15 protein-coding genes are annotated in these 16,382 nt (G+C 44.6%); 7 read left to right on the forward strand and 8 right to left on the reverse strand.

The genetic code is table 11. The features are described from left to right. Positions 1 to 163: 163 nt before the first annotated feature. Positions 164 to 1,279, reverse strand: coding sequence for an N-acetylmuramoyl-L-alanine amidase family protein (locus ABVF09_RS01370; protein WP_371068447.1), 1,116 nt, complete (start codon positions 1,277 to 1,279; stop codon positions 164 to 166). A gap of 16 nt (positions 1,280 to 1,295) precedes the next feature. Continuing rightward, the gene (locus ABVF09_RS01375) at positions 1,296 to 1,529 is read right to left on the reverse strand and encodes a phage holin (RefSeq protein WP_026570554.1); all 234 of its coding nucleotides are present in this window, start codon (positions 1,527 to 1,529) and stop codon (positions 1,296 to 1,298) included. A 175-nt stretch (positions 1,530 to 1,704) separates the two neighbouring features. Between ABVF09_RS01375 and ABVF09_RS01380 the strand changes: the two genes are divergently transcribed. Next, positions 1,705 to 2,199 (forward strand): GNAT family N-acetyltransferase, encoded by a 495-nt coding sequence (locus tag ABVF09_RS01380; protein ID WP_371068448.1) that lies wholly within the window; start codon positions 1,705 to 1,707, stop codon positions 2,197 to 2,199. Positions 2,200 to 2,569: 370 nt separating this feature from the next. On the opposite strand, the gene ABVF09_RS01385 is transcribed toward ABVF09_RS01380, so the two are convergent. The 6 genes from ABVF09_RS01385 to ABVF09_RS01410 all read right to left on the reverse strand — a co-directional run bounded on the left by ABVF09_RS01385 (position 2,570) and on the right by ABVF09_RS01410 (position 8,432). Next, positions 2,570 to 3,760 (reverse strand): DUF2339 domain-containing protein, encoded by a 1,191-nt coding sequence (locus ABVF09_RS01385; protein WP_371068449.1) that lies wholly within the window; start codon positions 3,758 to 3,760, stop codon positions 2,570 to 2,572. After that, entirely contained in the window at positions 3,757 to 4,956 is a 1,200-nt protein-coding gene (locus ABVF09_RS01390) for a DUF58 domain-containing protein (protein ID WP_026570557.1), read from the reverse strand. Before ABVF09_RS01390 ends, ABVF09_RS01385 begins: the two co-directional genes overlap by 4 nt. Further along, complete coding sequence (locus ABVF09_RS01395) at positions 4,953 to 5,909, reverse strand: AAA family ATPase (RefSeq protein WP_371068450.1); 957 nt, start codon at positions 5,907 to 5,909, stop codon at positions 4,953 to 4,955. The genes ABVF09_RS01390 and ABVF09_RS01395 overlap by 4 nt, the downstream gene beginning before the upstream one ends. A gap of 489 nt (positions 5,910 to 6,398) precedes the next feature. Further along, the gene (locus tag ABVF09_RS01400) at positions 6,399 to 7,259 is read right to left on the reverse strand and encodes a manganese catalase (protein ID WP_026570559.1); all 861 of its coding nucleotides are present in this window, start codon (positions 7,257 to 7,259) and stop codon (positions 6,399 to 6,401) included. 420 nt (positions 7,260 to 7,679) lie between these two features. After that, a complete protein-coding gene (locus ABVF09_RS01405; RefSeq protein ID WP_153461838.1) occupies positions 7,680 to 8,147 on the reverse strand; it encodes a DUF6884 domain-containing protein in 468 nt (155 codons plus the stop codon). An 84-nt stretch (positions 8,148 to 8,231) separates the two neighbouring features. Next, entirely contained in the window at positions 8,232 to 8,432 is a 201-nt protein-coding gene (locus tag ABVF09_RS01410) for a cold-shock protein (RefSeq protein ID WP_026570561.1), read from the reverse strand. Positions 8,433 to 9,009: 577 nt separating this feature from the next. On the opposite strand from ABVF09_RS01410, the gene ilvE reads away from it, so the two are divergent. The 6 genes from ilvE (at position 9,010) to leuB (ending at position 16,369) form a co-directional block, all read left to right on the forward strand. Beyond that, a complete protein-coding gene (gene ilvE, locus ABVF09_RS01415) occupies positions 9,010 to 9,918 on the forward strand; it encodes a branched-chain-amino-acid transaminase (RefSeq protein ID WP_371068451.1) in 909 nt (302 codons plus the stop codon). 423 nt (positions 9,919 to 10,341) lie between these two features. After that, positions 10,342 to 12,063: an acetolactate synthase large subunit gene (ilvB, locus tag ABVF09_RS01420; protein ID WP_026570563.1), complete on the forward strand. Its 1,722-nt coding sequence runs from the start codon at positions 10,342 to 10,344 to the stop codon at positions 12,061 to 12,063. After that, positions 12,060 to 12,584 carry an acetolactate synthase small subunit gene (gene ilvN / locus ABVF09_RS01425; protein ID WP_026570564.1) on the forward strand — a complete coding sequence of 175 codons (525 nt, stop codon included), beginning with the start codon at positions 12,060 to 12,062 and terminating at the stop codon, positions 12,582 to 12,584. The genes ilvB and ilvN overlap by 4 nt, the downstream gene beginning before the upstream one ends. 57 nt (positions 12,585 to 12,641) lie before the next feature. Then, positions 12,642 to 13,676, forward strand: coding sequence for a ketol-acid reductoisomerase (ilvC, locus tag ABVF09_RS01430; RefSeq protein WP_026570565.1), 1,035 nt, complete (start codon positions 12,642 to 12,644; stop codon positions 13,674 to 13,676). Further along, complete coding sequence (locus ABVF09_RS01435) at positions 13,663 to 15,207, forward strand: 2-isopropylmalate synthase (RefSeq protein ID WP_026771444.1); 1,545 nt, start codon at positions 13,663 to 13,665, stop codon at positions 15,205 to 15,207. Before ilvC ends, ABVF09_RS01435 begins: the two co-directional genes overlap by 14 nt. A 55-nt stretch (positions 15,208 to 15,262) precedes the next feature. Further along, positions 15,263 to 16,369, forward strand: coding sequence for a 3-isopropylmalate dehydrogenase (gene leuB / locus ABVF09_RS01440; RefSeq protein ID WP_371068452.1), 1,107 nt, complete (start codon positions 15,263 to 15,265; stop codon positions 16,367 to 16,369). The last annotated feature ends 13 nt before the right edge of the window (positions 16,370 to 16,382 follow it).

The raw sequence follows: 16,382 nt of genomic DNA on the forward strand, positions 1-16,382 counted from the left end.
GGTATTCTATTATACCGCTTTTTTCGTGAGAAGGAAATCACTATGGGGACTGACCCTCACCAACGGTTTTCTGCAGAAGTTTGCAGACTTTGTTAGAAGAGGGTCAGTCCCCGACTTTGCCCGCGATTTTTCTTATTCTTTCATATCTGTTCTGAAGATAAGGTCAAAGGACGCGGACGTACGAGGGATTGGCTGTAAGATAATAAACTGATCCTTTGGAATTTTTGACTTTGTATTGATAACTTTTTCCCACTTTCACTTTGTCGACGATTTCCGGAAACCCGATTCCCTTGTCAATAGTATTCACCATATGGGCGTCACTCCAAGAGGGGCGGTTGTAGTATCGTAAATTATCCACTTTGCTTTCCAACCTGTGGCCGGCGAAAGTCTGTTGATTTTTACTGTTTTTGTTTCCCTGGGCAACTTTTGCTCCTGTACTTGGATCTGCATAGATTTGAACCTTGCCATAGTCTGCCGTCTCGATGATGTAAACCTCCGGCTGGGTTGTGCCTTCAATTCTGTATTCTAATCCACCGAATTTCGCAGGTTTTAACAACCCTTTTTCGTTACCTTTTACAGGAGAAACACCTAATGGATAAACACGCCAGGAATCGGCTTCAGCGGGCAGGATCAGTGTCTGACCGAGTGGTGCACCGTTTGATGATTGCTTTGCCGGAAATACATTAACCGGTTCACTTTCACCTTTAAGTGACTCGGAAGGGAAACTATACTGATAACCTGTAAACCGGCAAAATGCCTTTACAACAGCCTCTGCTAATGCCCTCCAATTTTGTCTCAACTGTTGAATGTCATCGTTCTTCGAATCGGCAAAGCCATATTCTATAATATTCGTTTCTACCTTGCCTGTATTCCTGATCATAAAATAGTAATCTTGGTTCGTATCACCAGGCAATGTTCTCGTATAGATTTCCCTGAGGTTTTGTCCGGACTTCTGTAATTCTTCTCCTATCAATTCCGCCATGTTGCCATCGTTATAGATGGAATGGATGATTTCTGCACCATCCCCTCCCCCAGCATTGATGTGGTTCGAATGGCAATAATCGGCGCCACTCTCCAGTACCAGACGAGTTCTTTCTTCCGGAGTCAGCGTTTGATCTTTTGTTCTAGTGATGGCAACCGGAATACCCAGCTCTTGATATCGTTGAAATTGGTATAATGAGATTTGCAGGTTTAGGTCTTTTTCCTTCCAATACTGATTGGAACCCCCACCTGGATCGTTTCCCCCGTGGCCAGGATCAATGATTAAAATCGGTGCCACTTATCGATCCCTCCTTTTATTTTGATAATCCATTTTGCCTTAGTACATCCCGCTGCTGTTTTCCTTTTTCCGTCACGTAATTGTTCTTGAACCAAGCATAGACAGAAGTAACGACAGTGAAAATACTGGCTGTTATTTGCTCTGCCATTTCATTGTCGATTGGAAGCGGAGACTTGGAAAACATGACTAGCACCTGATTTACCAGAGCCAAAGCCAGCACGACGGTTCTAATCCATGTTCCTTTGTCCATATCGTCACCTCCTCATAATGGATTGGGAAGCATAAAGCCTCTCCTAATAGTAGAATCAAACCAAGAAACTTCGGACACGGCATCTGTTGCAGGTTGAGCAGGAATCCGCATATACTTGTGTTACAATATGATTAGTTTCACTACTATAATTGCTTGGAGACAGGAGTAAGGTGCCATGAGCTTGATCGGAGGATTGCCTGTACGAATCGACACATTAAACGAGGAAAGCGCTCGGGAAATCTCAGCTTGGAAGTATGAGAAGCCTTATGACTTATATAGTCATGACGAAAGCCCAGCTTTGATCAATGAACTGTTAAACGGTGCTTACTATGGAGCGAAGGTAAACGAATCATTGATAGGGTATTTTTGTTATGGAGAAAGCGCGCATGTACCTGCCGGGAAAAAAGAGGGGTTCTATGAGGAAAAAGCTCTTGATATCGGGCTTGGTCTCCGGCCGGATCTGACCGGAAAAGGGTTGGGAGCCAGTTTCTTGACCAGAGGCATGGATTTCGGCATTAAAACCTTTCGACCCTCAAAATTGCGTTTGACTGTGGCGGCTTTCAATCAACGGGCCGTTACTGTATATCAACGTGCGGGCTTCATCATACAAGGCGCTTTTATGAACAACAACATTGAATTTATCGTGATGAGTTGCCATGTGAAAAGGTAGAAAAAACAAAGAGAAAACAGCGGTGGAATAACAATACCTCCACCAAAGAAAAACCGAACGAACTCTAAATGTGTTTAATGCATGCTTCCTATCGATACGGCAAGATACTAGGCGTTCCATGAGCACGGCTTCAACTCCCTAAGCAAGCACCAACCGTTTTCTTGCGGGATTTTCAGCTCGTGCTGCTCCTATTGGAGTCTCCGTATCTTGCCTCCGCTATGTTCTCAAGAAGATATAGAACCGTATTTTCTACTGGTCGTAATACGGTTTGTTTTTTCCCAATTAAAAACACCAAACAAATTGGTAACTGTTCGGTGTTTTGTTTCACTATGCTAATTGTCCCAGCCTCAAAATCCCTGTACCTTTCCTTCTATTTCTCCTGCAAACGGGAGGTTAATCTTGCTATTTCCTCACGAAATTCCGTTATTTTTTCCTCTTCCAGTTGCTCGTCTCCATAACGGACCCGTTGATACAATTCTGTGTCGTCCACCTGTAAATCGATTCGTCGAAACCAGTCCTCTATCGACTCGAACCGTTCTCTTCCCAATCCTAGTTTGGCGGCAAACAATTCAAATTCCAGAAACAATTGACGGACAGTATCATCTAACTGGGGTTTCCGCCTTTTGAAAAGCCGCCATCCGTTTTGCTTGTCTTGATCAGATAAAGATTCATAAGTGACCATTGAGTTATCACTATCAGTGGTCTCCACTTGCACCCGCTTTCGGTATAATTTAAGGATTATCCACACAATGAGGACTACCGCCCCGATTATCACCAACCATTCCAAAAAATGAAAAATCCGATCCACCGTTTCTCCATTAAATTCTTCAGGACGATCGGGCATAGGATCCTCTGCCCCTTGATTTTGTTCCATCGTATTTCCGTCCCGTTCAGTCTTTTTCAGGTCAGGCTCCAAATCAAAAGGACTAAGCAAGGCTGCCATTGCCCCGCCCGCCAAAGAAGACAACAAACCACCGACAAATAAATATATGGATCGGGCGCCATTATAAAGTAAAGCTATTACTATTCCGGCTGCAGCGAAAACACCTATTGTTCCACTTACGATATAAACTCCGAACCCCCGGTCCTTGTCCATGCTGAAAATATTGCGAAGTAAAAATCCACACATGATCAATAAAAATTGAACAAGTCCAATCGCCAAAAAAGTGAAATCAGTGCTTAAGAGCAGGTAAACCGCCAACAGGAAAAAACTTAATCCAAGAATGGCTTTTTCATGCTGATGGTCGGCGTTCTCTTGATGTTTTATAAATCTCCAGCACAGTAAAACACCTGTTAAGACAGCCGCAGGCCAAGGGATATGAAAGACAATCACAGCCATTGCCGCAACCGCAATACTAAGGGTTATGAGGGGAGCCATTACTGCTGTGGCCTGCAAAATCAATAAACCAATAAGCGCTTGGATGCAGACGAGCAGAAGATAATGCCAAAACGAATATTCCATACGAAATACCCATAAAAATGGCACCGCCAGCAAATAAATTAACACCGATTCACTTGTGAATTGATAAATACGAGTAATCGTCAGGGCTGTACGATTCATCGGTAAGTCCCCCAACTTTTCATTTTCCCTTCTTCTTCCGATTCTTCCACATAAAACACCGGCATCCCTTGCTTACTCCACTTATCCGCATAGTATTCGCTTGACCCATCCATTTCTCCGAAAAACACAACCGATTTTTGTTTATACATATGGTTATCTACAAAATGAAGCAACGCACCTGAGGTTTCAAGCTTGTAGTTTTTATCCACTCTCGCCAACATCTCCAATGCTTCTTTTAAATGGGTTTTCCCGCTTCCAGCTTCTATCGAAAAGAAACGTTTTCTGCCGGGACGCTGTAAATTGATATAAATTTCAAAAGGATATCCTTTTTGCACGGCGACATGGCATAAATAGGTTACTCGGGAAAGAATTTTCTCCATTGAGGCAGAAAAATACCGGTTGCCGAGTCTGCTTGTTTCCCCCATATTAACGACCATCACCCAGGTGAAATCCAGACTACGTTCATAAACTTTGGTTTGCAGTTTTGCCGATCGTGCAGTCGCTTTCCAATGAATGCGGGAAAAAGAGTCGGAACTGACATAGTCCCGTGCTCCAGCGGCATCCATCGTATCTTCAAAGGGGGAAATCAGCGCGCGCTGGTTCCCTGGCGCTTGTACAAAAATACTTTTCACACCCTGGATGGGCAACGGTTCAGGATAGACAATCAACTCCGTGCGGTAAAAACCATTGAAATTCAAACGAATCGAATCAAAAGCAGTAAGGTGTGGAAATAGGTAATGAAGGTTATGTATTCTCGCTGTCCCTCGTTGTTTCGCCCTGAAAGGGAAGGTGACAGTCGTTTTTCCTTTTCTGGCCATAGAAAAGGGAATCCCGAATTTATGGGATGCTCCCTTTTCTTCACTGATCCCGTTCCCTTCTATCACTTCACTGATTGCGAAATACAGTCTGCCGTTCACTATCGGCAAACGGGAAGGGTTGTTGAATGAAAAGGCGATTTCACTCTCTTCTCCCGGAAACAACCGGATGCTTTTCGCCGGATTTTCGATACCCAAATGATTTCCGATGTTTTTTTCATATAGCCTATTGATAAGCAAGTATGCCGTAATCAGTGCCACTAGCCCGAATAATATGGGACGGTTGAAAATAATGCTGAAAACGAAAATCACGATGACCAGGAACACCATTAATTCATACCCATAGTTCAACTGGTCGCCGATTCTTTTTTCCACCTTCATGATACAGGTTCTCCTGTTTCTACGGGTACATCTATTTGACTAATTATTTCCTCCAGTACTTGGGCAGGCGTTTTGCGAATCGAACCTTCCATGTTCAAAATCAGTCGGTGTTCAAACAGATATGGGGTGAGCAATTTTATATCTGCGGGACTGACATACGCTTTCCCTTTGATCAAGGCATAAGCCTGCCCTGCTTTCATCAATGCCAGTGCCCCCCTGGTACTGATGCCCAATTCGATTTCATGATGTTCACGGGTCCCCCTTACCAGTTTAAGCAGGTAGTCACGCACAGGCTGTGAAACTGTTACTTGTTTCACTTGATTCCGCCAAGCGGTCAACTCTTCAATTCCTATTACCTTCTGCAGTTCAGCAAAGGGTTCAGCTTCCTTATATGTATCAAGGATTGTCTGCTCTTCTTCTAAAGATGGGTAGCCCATATCGATTTTAAATAAAAAACGATCCAACTGGGCTTCCGGTAATTGGAAAGTGCCATGATTGCTTTCCACAGGGTTTTGCGTGGCAATCACTAAAAACGGAACAGGAAGTGTCACCGTTTCGCCATCCACTGTCACCTGCTTTTCTTCCATTGCCTCCAGCAGACTTGATTGCGTTTTCGGTGTAGCACGGTTTATTTCATCGGCAAGTAGAATATTTGCATATACTGGGCCTGTCCGAAGTTCAAATTCCTGCGTCTTCGGATTATAAAATTGGATTCCTGTTACATCGCTGGGCAGTACATCCGGGGTAAATTGAATCCTTTGAAAGTCTCCGGAGATGATTGTCGCAAAGCTTTTGGCAAGCTTTGTTTTCCCAGAACCCGGTACACTCTCGAGTAAAATATGCCCTTCCGCCAATATAGCTATGAACAGCAGTTCTACTGCCAATTCCTTTCCGATAATTGCTTTTTCGATTTCCTTTTTTGCTGCATTGATTTTTTCTTGTAATGATGACACCATACTTCCCCCTTGGATTGTCTTTTACATATTTTATCATTTTCAAGCAATAATTTGGGATGAATCGACGAAATTTTCATAACATTATTCATCCCTCCTTTTCTCGTTTCTTGGCCATCCCGCATATTCATACTTATAGAGCAGCCATAAACCCGCTGATAAAATAAGACAGGATGTCAGGAAGACTGATTCAAGAAATGATGCAAATTCTATCATTTCCTCCTTCCTGCAACCAGATAGATTTTTGCACAACGCTATCCAGAAATAAAACGGGCCAAGATAAAAGCATAGCGGCCACAACAAAAACCGAACGAGTCGAATTCGTTCGGTTTGATTGTCCTGCAAATTGACTTAGCAAAATGCAAATGGTTGCAACCTTCAATAAAGAGTGCAACCATTTCCAGTCATATCCGTGGTAAGCGCAGTATCCTGCCGGAGCAGTCGTAAATGCAATTCATTCCAATCTACCGAATCCATAAAGACTATCGATCACATCATGTTGGGATCCGGATAGTCATCTGAATTGCGCATGGCGAACAATGGCGTATTGAAAATATATGGAGGGGCAGGTGGCAGTTTTGGTTTCTTACCGAAAGGAATCGGGTGTTCTACGTAATTGAACATACCGCATCCATCCATGCTAGGACCATGAGCCCACCGGCCTTCAGCACTGGCGTTCCCGTTAGAAAAATTAAACAAGGTATAAGCCACTTCCTGCTTTTCAAGGTTTCGAGGGAACGTACTAGGCACCACGATATTTTCTTTGGACTCCAGTTCTCTAATCGCAGCAAGCCATTGATTTTGATGCATGGTATCTCTGGCGATCAGCCAGGACAACATATCTTTCACACCCCGGTCATCCGTCATTTCATATAAACGGCAAACCTGAAGTCTTCCTTGGGATTCAGCGTTCAAATTTGCACGAAAATCCGCTAACAGATTGCCGCTGGCAATGATATAATCAGCTGTCCAGCGATTACCCACGCTGTCTGCAGGCATTGCCCCAAGCCCCGATACGATTGCATGTTGCGGGTTTGTTCCTCCGAGAATTGCGGCGACAACCGGGTTTTGAACAGCTTCATCCAGTTCCACATCGGGAGCTCCATCAAGAAGCCTGGCTATCATTGTGGCCAGCATTTCAATATGGGCTAGTTCCTCTGTTCCGGTGTCCATTAATAAATCCCGGTATTTTCCATCTCCCCTGGTGTTCCAGCCTTGAAATAAATACTGCATGGCCACGGAAATCTCCCCGAACTGTCCGCCTAAAACTTCTTGCAGTTTTTTGGCATACACGGGGTCCGGACAGTCAGGCTTTGAACGATATTGAAGCTCATTTACGTGATAGAACAATTTATCCACTTCCTTAATGGTAATTTTTATTGGGTTAATGCCCCCTCCTTTATTAGGTATTCATCTCTAGTTAAAAGGGTGAAGGATACAGGATGAGTTTTTCATTCGCAACCAGAAAAACATCCACAGGCGAGGCTTATTCACATGGTTTGTTGCTATTCCATCATCGGATTGGATGGAAAGCGGACAGAACAAAGAGATGCGGATTTCCGGAAGGATAGTGGACAATGTAAATGCTTGCAAGTTCTTAACCTTAGGTTTGAAAGGTAGGTTTTGGCTTGTTTGCATCACCGAAACGGGATTTGATTCATCAGGGAAACGTGGAATTTCAGGAGCGATATTTTGAAGCTTTAAAGAATGAGCATACTCAGGAGGAAACGGGAAGGAACATCCTCCTGCAATGTTGAGGCGAACAGATGATCAGCTTTCTGGATGAATCGGAGTATTGTCAGCCACTGCGGATTTCAAGCGCTGCTGCATATGGCCTATTCCTTTGCATCCTTCCAACGGAAAAAACATCTCAGGATTTATCCCGGAAAAGGCAGCAGAAATGATAGGCTTGTACTTTCTTCCGGTAAGGACAACAAGACGTCGGTAAACATCCAATCGCTTATATTTCAGCTGGCTTGCCAGAAAATCCGCTGTGACGATTTGGTCACTTTTCTGATTGAATGTTAAATCATAGTTTTCCGGTACGATATCCGTCGGAAGCAGGAATCCGTGCTTCGCAGACAATACGACCCAATCCATATTGAAATGCTCGGCGTATGCTTCACACAAACGGTGAAATGTGCCGATGTATGCATTTCTTGCAGTTACAGGACCGGCATCTGCCTGTTTATCCCATACCTTTTTCTTTCCGCAGGGTATGATGCATAATTGTTTCATTTTCTTACTTCTCCTTCGTCAGTGAGTTGCAAACATCAAAAAAAGGCAAACCGAAAAGGTTTGCCTTTTTTATCATCAGCTAATTTACGCTTTTACAACGTTAGCTGCTTGTGGTCCACGGTTTCCTTCTTCAACATCAAAAGTCACTTCTTGACCTTCTTCAAGTGTTTTGAAACCTTCTTCTTGAATAGCAGAGAAATGAACGAATACATCGTCTTGTCCTTCTACTTCGATAAAACCGAAACCTTTGTCTGCGTTAAACCATTTTACTTTTCCTTGTGCCATGAAACATTTCCTCCTTGTGTGGTTCTTCCACACACATGTATTACTATTCTTGCTCTTACCTCAACAAAGATTGTTGGTGTTTCAATTACTTGAAGCGGTCACGAACAAAATAGCTAATATTATAATAACAAATCCGTTAGACATTTCCAAGTCTTTTAACTATCTTTGGTAAATTTTTTTGGCGCTTCCATTGTGCAAATGTCTAGGACTACTCTCTTTCTATATTGCAATACAGAGAACTTGTCAGGAAGACAGAAGCAAACCGGGCAAAAATATTTTCAAAAAAGTTATCTTTGTCAGATTTATTGACAAACAAGCGTTGTAAGCGCTTACTAGTTTTCTGATTTATCTAAACTATCAGAAAACTTTCGTTTTACCTGTTGACCTCCCCTTTAAATGGTTGTATTATTGTCGTCAATCCTAACAATTTCGAATGAAAATAAAGTAATCAAAAACTTTTGGTGACGGGGCTGAACCACTTTTTTTCAAATTAAAAAGGACATCGGTCCACCCCCTTTCCGGCACAGCGAAATAGGATAACTTAATTTAACATTTTGACAGAAAGGAGTGGTTGAGCATGAGTAGTCAATGGATATTTCTGAGTGGTGAATTCGTCAAGAAAGAAGAAGCAGTCGTCTCAGTATATGACCATGGTTTTCTATATGGAGACGGGGTATTTGAAGGAATCCGGGCTTATGCCGGGAGTGTCTTCAAACTTGATGAACATCTGCAAAGGCTTTTTGAATCTGCCCGTTCCATCTTGTTGGAAGTGCCCTACACCAAGGAGGAGCTGACACAGATTATTGTCGATACAATCCGTAAAAATCAGCTGGAAGATGCATATATCCGTGTAGTTGTTTCCCGGGGTTCCGGCAATCTGGGATTAGATCCATTAAACTGCTCTGAACCGCGGCTGGTAGTAATCGCGGAAGCTCTCGCTCTATTTCCAAAAGAACTCTATGAGCGCGGTCTTCGAATGGGCTCAGTAGCCAGCCGTAGAAACCGGCCGGATGTGCTCAGTCCCCAAATAAAATCGCTCAATTATTTAAATAACATCCTTGTAAAGCTGGAAGCGAACCAGGCAGGCGTCGATGAAGCATTGATGCTTAATGATCAAGGCTATGTGACAGAAGGTTCCGCCGATAACGTCTTTGTCGTCAAAGACGATATCATCATCACCCCGCCTGTCTATCTTGGAGCCTTGGAAGGAATTACTCGCAATGCCATCATTGATTTGGCTAAGGAAAACGGATATACAGTGAAAGAAACGCCTTTCACCAGACATGATGTCTATGTAGCGGATGAAGTATTTTTGACTGGCACAGCTGTTGAAGTCATTGCTGTCGTTGAAGTAGATGGCAGAAAAATAAATGATGGCAGACCGGGCAGAATCACCAATCAGTTATTGAAGGAATTCTGGAAAGTCGTCACCAATGACGGTGTCAAGTGTTACCCTGATCTAAACAATAATGCAGTTGTCAGTTAAATCACACTGAGAATGACTAAAAATAAATCATGAAATCAATGACGGGAACAAAGGAATAAGAACCTGTATTCACAGAGAGCCGGGGTTGCTGGAAGCCCGGAAATACACCTTATTCTGACATCGTCCCTGAGTGTCGAGCTGAACCATATAGTAGGCTTGATCAGGCAGCATATCCAAATCTGCCTGTTACCAATGAAGCAATGAAAACATTTCTTGCTTCCAGAGGCGGTCTTCGTGAGAAGGCTGTAAAAACAGGGTGGTACCGTGAAAAGACTTTTTCTCCCCTGATATTCTGCACATACGCAGTTTATCTGAGGAAGAAAAAGTCTTTTTTATTTAGGAAATCAAAGTGCCACACAGGTAAGCAGTACACCAACAATTATAAATTTCCTAAAATTCAAACTATATTGGAGGGATTTTCAGGTGAAAGTACAGACAAAACCGGGGACAGCACCCCGTATCGAAACAAAAACTGGAGCGGATTTGCTTGTTGAATCACTGATCAAGGAAAAGGTGGATATCTTGTTTGGTTATCCGGGAGGTGCTGTGCTCCCTATCTATGATGCCATTTACAAAGCAAGAGAATCATTCACCCATATTCTCACCAGGCATGAACAAGGTGCCATCCATGCTGCCGAAGGATATGCTCGTGTATCGGGAAAACCAGGAGTTGTCATCGCCACTTCTGGACCAGGGGCTACCAATCTCGTTACCGGCATTGCCGATGCCATGATTGATTCCTTACCGCTTGTCATATTCACAGGCCAAGTTGCCCGAGGGGTAATCGGAACAGACGCCTTTCAAGAAGCAGACGTCATGGGCATCACGACGCCCATCACCAAACATAACTATCAAGTTCAACATGTCAGCGACCTTCCGAGGATTGTAAAGGAAGCATTCCATATAGCGAGTACCGGAAGACCCGGCCCAGTGGTAGTCGATATTCCAAAAGATATTTCAGCCAATCCATGCAAAGATGAATACGAAGACGATTTTCACTTGCCGGGCTACCAACCGAACATCAAGCCGAACCCCTTGCAGTTAAAGAAACTGGCCAATGTGCTGGAAACCGCCGAAAAACCCGTTATTTTGGCTGGCGCAGGCGTCATGTTCGGCAGCGCATCGGAAGAGTTGCGGACATTTGCCGAAAAACATTCCCTCCCTGTCGCCACAACCTTACTTGGTCTTGGAAGTTTTCCGGGCGGCCACCCGCTTGCTTTGGGAATGGCAGGAATGCATGGCACGTTCACCGCAAACAGAGCGCTTTATGAGTGTGATTTGTTGATTAACATCGGCGCCCGCTTCGATGATCGTTTGACTGGAAACTTGCAACATTTTGCGCCATCGGCAACAGTTGCACACATCGATATCGACCCTGCAGAAATAGGAAAAAATGTAACAACACATATACCAGTCGTTTCTGATTCGAAAGCTGCATTGCAGGCTCTGTCCTTTCATGCTGAAAGTAGCGCAGAACATGATGAGTGGCTTCAACACCTTTCTGGCTATCAACAAGAGAATCCTCTGTGGTATAAAAATCCTGTAAAAGAAATGGTACCGCAATGGGTAATCGAAGCCGTCCACAAGATTACCAATGGCAATGCCATTGTGACGACAGATGTCGGACAGCATCAAATGTGGGCAGCACAATATTACGCTTTTGAAGAACCGGACAGATGGGTGACTTCTGGCGGATTAGGAACCATGGGGTTCGGGTTTCCCGCCGCAATCGGCGCCCAGCTGGCCAAACCGGAGGAAACAGTCATCGCCTTTGTAGGAGATGGCGGATTTCAAATGACTCTCCAAGAACTTTCCGTTCTGCAAGAACGACGATTGCCTGTAAAAGTGATCATTGTAAACAATGGCGCTCTCGGGATGGTAAGACAGTGGCAGGAAACCTTCTATGAGGAGCGTTATTCGGAATCACTGCTCCAAATACAACCGGATTTTGTGAAACTTGCCGACAGTTACGGCATTCGAGGTTATCGCGTCGATAACCAGGAAGACTTCCTTGATTTACTACCGGAAGTATTTTCATACAACGGTCCTGTTGTCCTGGATTGCCGTGTACTCCAGCAAGAGAACGTCTATCCGATGATAGCGCCGGGCAAAGGACTTCATCAAATGATCGGGGTGAAACCATGAGACGAATCATAACAGCAACCGTACAAAACCGAAGCGGTGTGCTTAACCGGATAACCGGTTTATTGCAAAAGCGCCAGTTTAATATAGAAAGTATTTCCGTTGGAAGAACGGAAACAGACAGTATTTCAAAAATGACCTTGGTAGTAGAAGTGGAAGATAATCAAAAGCTGGAGCAGCTCACGAAACAACTGAACAAACAAATCGACGTATTGAAAGTCACTGATATAACCGACAAAGCAATCGTGGCACGAGAGCTGGCCTTGATAAAAGTTGTCTCCGCCGGCCAGCTCCGTAACGAACTTCAAGGGATTATCGAACCTTTCCGCGCCACGATCATCGATGTTTCCAAAGACAGTTTGTCCATTCAGGTTACCGGAAAGCCAGAGAAGATCGAAGCGCTAATTGAACTGCTCCGCCCTTATGGAATCAAAGAATTGGCGCGGACAGGGATGACTGCTTTTTTACGGGGACACCAACCGCAAACGACGGAACTCCCCTCCTATTCTTTACTAAATAGATAAATGTTGGTAGAAGCCAATTTTTATAAAAACAATATAGAAATGAAAGGATGTCTACAAATGACAAAAGTACTTTATCACAATGATATTCATGAAGAAAGCTTAAGAGCAAAGAAAATCGCGATCATCGGGTATGGTTCCCAAGGTCACGCACATGCCTTGAATTTAAGGGAAAGCGGTTTTGATGTCGTTGTCGGCCTTAGAGAAGGAAAATCTTGGGATAAAGCAGTCGAAGACGGCCTTGATGTTAAGTCCGTTGCAGATGCCACTGCTCAAGCCGACGTGGTGATGATTTTGCTTCCGGATGAACTCCAGCCGAATGTTTACGAAAAAAGCATCAAACCGAACCTTTCTCCAGGCAATGCGTTGGCTTTTGCTCACGGTTTTAATATCCACTTCAATCAGGTGGTCCCTCCGGCAGACGTCGATGTTTTTCTGGTCGCACCTAAAGGACCGGGCCATCTTGTTCGCAGAACCTTCCAAGAAGGTGCCGGCGTTCCAGCATTGTTCGGAATCTTCCAGGATGCCACCGGGGAAGCGGAACAAACAGCCTTGGCATATGCAAAAGGTATTGGTGCCGGACGTGCCGGAATTTTGCAAACATCCTTCCAAGAAGAAACGGAAACAGACTTGTTTGGAGAACAGGCCGTACTTTGCGGCGGGCTGACCAGTCTGGTAAAAGCCGGATTTGAAACCTTGACGGAAGCAGGATACCAACCGGAAGTAGCTTACTTTGAGTGTATGCATGAATTAAAACTGATTGTTGATTTGATGTATGAGGGCGGTTTGGAAAACATGCGCTACTCGATTTCCGATACTGCGCAGTGGGGAGACTTTGTCTCAGGACCAAGAGTGGTGAACGAGGATACCAAATCCCGCATGAAGGAAGTTCTATCGGACATTCAAACCGGTGCTTTTGCCAAAGGATGGATCTTGGAAAACCAGGCGAACCGCCCGCAGTTCAATGCAATCAATGTCAAAGAGAACAATCATTCCATCGAAAAAGTGGGACGCGAGCTTCGTGAGTTGATGCCGTTTGTCAAACAGCCGCTGAACTCAAAAAAGAAAGAAGTGGTCACCAATGGGTCCAATTAAAATCTTCGACACAACCCTTCGGGATGGAGAACAATCCCCCGGGGTCAACTTAAACCAGTTGGAGAAACTGGAAATCGCCAAGCAATTGGAACGTTTTGGAGTTGACATCATGGAAGCGGGATTTCCCGCTTCCTCCAAAGGTGACTTTGAAGCTGTCAAAAATATTGCCCGCACCATCAAAAACGTGTCGGTGACCGGTTTGGCAAGAGCGAAGAAGACGGATATCGATATTGCCTGGGAGGCATTGAAAGACGCGGATGAACCAAGGCTGCATATCTTTTTGGCTACCTCCCCCATTCATATGACGCATAAATTGAAAAAAACGCCTGAAGAAGTAATCCAGACAGCGGTCGAAATGGTATCTTACGCAAAACAGAGATTTACACACGTCGAATGGTCTGCCGAGGACGCCACTCGATCTGATTTGAGCTTTCTTGCCGCCATCGTCGAAAAAGTGATCGAGGCAGGAGCGACAGTGATTAATTTACCAGATACAGTGGGTTACACGACCCCTGAAGAATACGGTGCTTTGTTCCGTTATATGAAAAAACATGTGCCCAACATCGACCAAGTAGCACTGTCAGCCCACTGTCATGATGACTTGGGTATGGCGGTGGCAAATTCACTCGCAGCGGCAGAAAACGGCGCGACCCAAATTGAAGGGACAATCAACGGGATTGGTGAACGGGCTGGTAACGCAGCACTTGAAGAATTTGCAGTGGCTTTGAACATTCGGCAAGATAAATACCCCTACCAAACCAATCTGCGCTTAAAAGAGATCAAGCGGACCAGTGATCTCGTCAGCAAATTTTCCGGAATGGCCGTACCTGCCAATAAAGCCGTCGTCGGCCGCAATGCTTTTGCCCATGAATCGGGCATCCACCAGGATGGAGTGTTAAAAAATGCATCGACTTATGAAATCATCACTCCCGAACTTGTAGGAGTCCAGTCAAACAATCTTGTGCTGGGAAAACATTCCGGCAGACATGCTTTTAAAGATAAGATTGAACAGCTTGGCTACAAGCTTTCCGAAGATAAAGTCAGTGAAGCATTCCAAGCATTCAAACAACTAACCGATCGCAAAAAGGAAGTGACCGACGACGACCTTTTCACGATTTTAATCGATGTGCAGACTAATCTTGACGATTTGAAAAAATATAGTCTGCAAGCCTTCCAAGTCCAATATGGTTCTTCCAATATGCCGACAGCCACTGTTGCTCTGACTACCCCGGAAGGTACAAGAGTGGAAACGGCAAGAACCGGCCAAGGCAGTGTCGAAGCTCTTTATAACACAATCGAGGCGTTAGTCGAAGAAACCATTCATTTAACCGACTTTCATTTAAGCTCGATTGGAAAAGGTCGAGACGCTTTGGCTGAAGTCCATGTCAATATGACCGTCAATGAGGCAACAGTAAGTGGACGCGGTTCTGCCCAGGATGTTTTGGAAGCAGCTGCCCATGCATTTCTAAATGCCGTGAATCGGGTTTTCCTTAATAAAAGAACTGTTGCACACGAAACTGCCCAGCTTTAGGTAACCGTATTGGAGAGATACTACTTTGAAGACACTTTTGACAGGAGGATCCAAAATGAAAAAACATATTGTCCTTCTTCCTGGTGACGGGATTGGAAAAGAGGTCATCCAATCCGCCAAAGATGTACTGGAGGCCGTCGCAGGAGAATTTGATCATAGCTTTACATTTGAGATACAGGACATTGGCGGGTGTGCAATAGATTTGCACGGCACCCCCCTTCCGGATTCCACGGTGACCGCCTGTGCACAGGCAGATGCCGTATTGCTAGGAGCGGTCGGCGGACCAAAATGGGATCGCCTTCCCTCCCACCTCCGCCCGGAGAAGGGACTGCTGGGTATCCGAAAAGCACTCAATCTGTTCGCGAATCTCCGTCCGGTAAAAGCTTTTCCCAATCTGCTGCATGCATCCCCGCTAAAGGAATCAGTAGTCAACGGCAGTGACCTGTTGATCGTGAGAGAACTTATCGGTGGTTTATACTTTGGTACACCTAGCGGACGCAGTGCTGACGGACAATCGGTTGTGGACACACTCGCCTATACTAAAAAAGAAATCGAACAAATTGTCGATAAAGCTTTTCAAAGCGCTCAGCTCCGGAAAGGACATCTCACTTCTGTCGATAAAGCAAACGTTTTGGAATCAAGCAAGCTTTGGAGAGAAATAGTCGAGGAAAAACAAGCACAATATCCAGATGTAACGGTCGAGCACATGCTTGTCGATGCGGCTGCGATGAAACTTGTCACAAATCCGGGATCTTTCGACGTGATTGTAACGGAAAACATGTTTGGCGATATTCTAAGCGATGAAGCATCCGTCTTAACCGGTTCGCTTGGAATGCTCCCTTCGGCCAGTTTGAATCAAGCCGGTGTCGGTCTTTATGAACCAGTCCATGGTTCAGCCCCGGATATTGCCGGTAAAGGTGTAGCCAACCCTTTAGCCATGATTTTGTCGACTGCCCTGATGTTGAGGCATTCCTTCCAAATGGAAAAGGAAGCCCATTTAGTTGAAACAGCGGTCCAGGCCATCCTCGACGATGGCTATCACACTGCCGATTTAGAAGTTGTTAACGGTCACAAGGTCGGTACGGCGGAAATGACGAAAATGATTGTGGAATTGATAAAGTCACAAAGTGCTACCGTCAGTATCCTGAATTGTTATGTATAACCAAACTATAAAA

Origin of the sequence: Sediminibacillus sp. JSM 1682029 (genome assembly GCF_041366435.1) — a bacterium.
Taxonomy (GTDB): domain Bacteria; phylum Bacillota; class Bacilli; order Bacillales; family Amphibacillaceae; genus Sediminibacillus; species Sediminibacillus terrae.

What these genes read in the sequence shown, in the direction of transcription:
- ilvC (WP_026570565.1), top strand. Translation starts at nt 12,642, where the DNA reads ATGACAAAAGTACTTTATCACAATGATATTCATGAAGAAAGCTTAAGA.
- ABVF09_RS01405 (WP_153461838.1), bottom strand. Translation starts at nt 8,147, where the DNA reads ATGAAACAATTATGCATCATACCCTGCGGAAAGAAAAAGGTATGGGAT.
- leuB (WP_371068452.1), top strand. Translation starts at nt 15,263, where the DNA reads ATGAAAAAACATATTGTCCTTCTTCCTGGTGACGGGATTGGAAAAGAG.
- ABVF09_RS01435 (WP_026771444.1), top strand. Translation starts at nt 13,663, where the DNA reads ATGGGTCCAATTAAAATCTTCGACACAACCCTTCGGGATGGAGAACAA.
- ilvE (WP_371068451.1), top strand. Translation starts at nt 9,010, where the DNA reads ATGAGTAGTCAATGGATATTTCTGAGTGGTGAATTCGTCAAGAAAGAA.
- ABVF09_RS01375 (WP_026570554.1), bottom strand. Translation starts at nt 1,529, where the DNA reads ATGGACAAAGGAACATGGATTAGAACCGTCGTGCTGGCTTTGGCTCTG.
- ABVF09_RS01380 (WP_371068448.1), top strand. Translation starts at nt 1,705, where the DNA reads ATGAGCTTGATCGGAGGATTGCCTGTACGAATCGACACATTAAACGAG.
- ABVF09_RS01385 (WP_371068449.1), bottom strand. Translation starts at nt 3,760, where the DNA reads ATGAATCGTACAGCCCTGACGATTACTCGTATTTATCAATTCACAAGT.
- ilvN (WP_026570564.1), top strand. Translation starts at nt 12,060, where the DNA reads ATGAGACGAATCATAACAGCAACCGTACAAAACCGAAGCGGTGTGCTT.
- ABVF09_RS01410 (WP_026570561.1), bottom strand. Translation starts at nt 8,432, where the DNA reads ATGGCACAAGGAAAAGTAAAATGGTTTAACGCAGACAAAGGTTTCGGT.
- ABVF09_RS01390 (WP_026570557.1), bottom strand. Translation starts at nt 4,956, where the DNA reads ATGAAGGTGGAAAAAAGAATCGGCGACCAGTTGAACTATGGGTATGAA.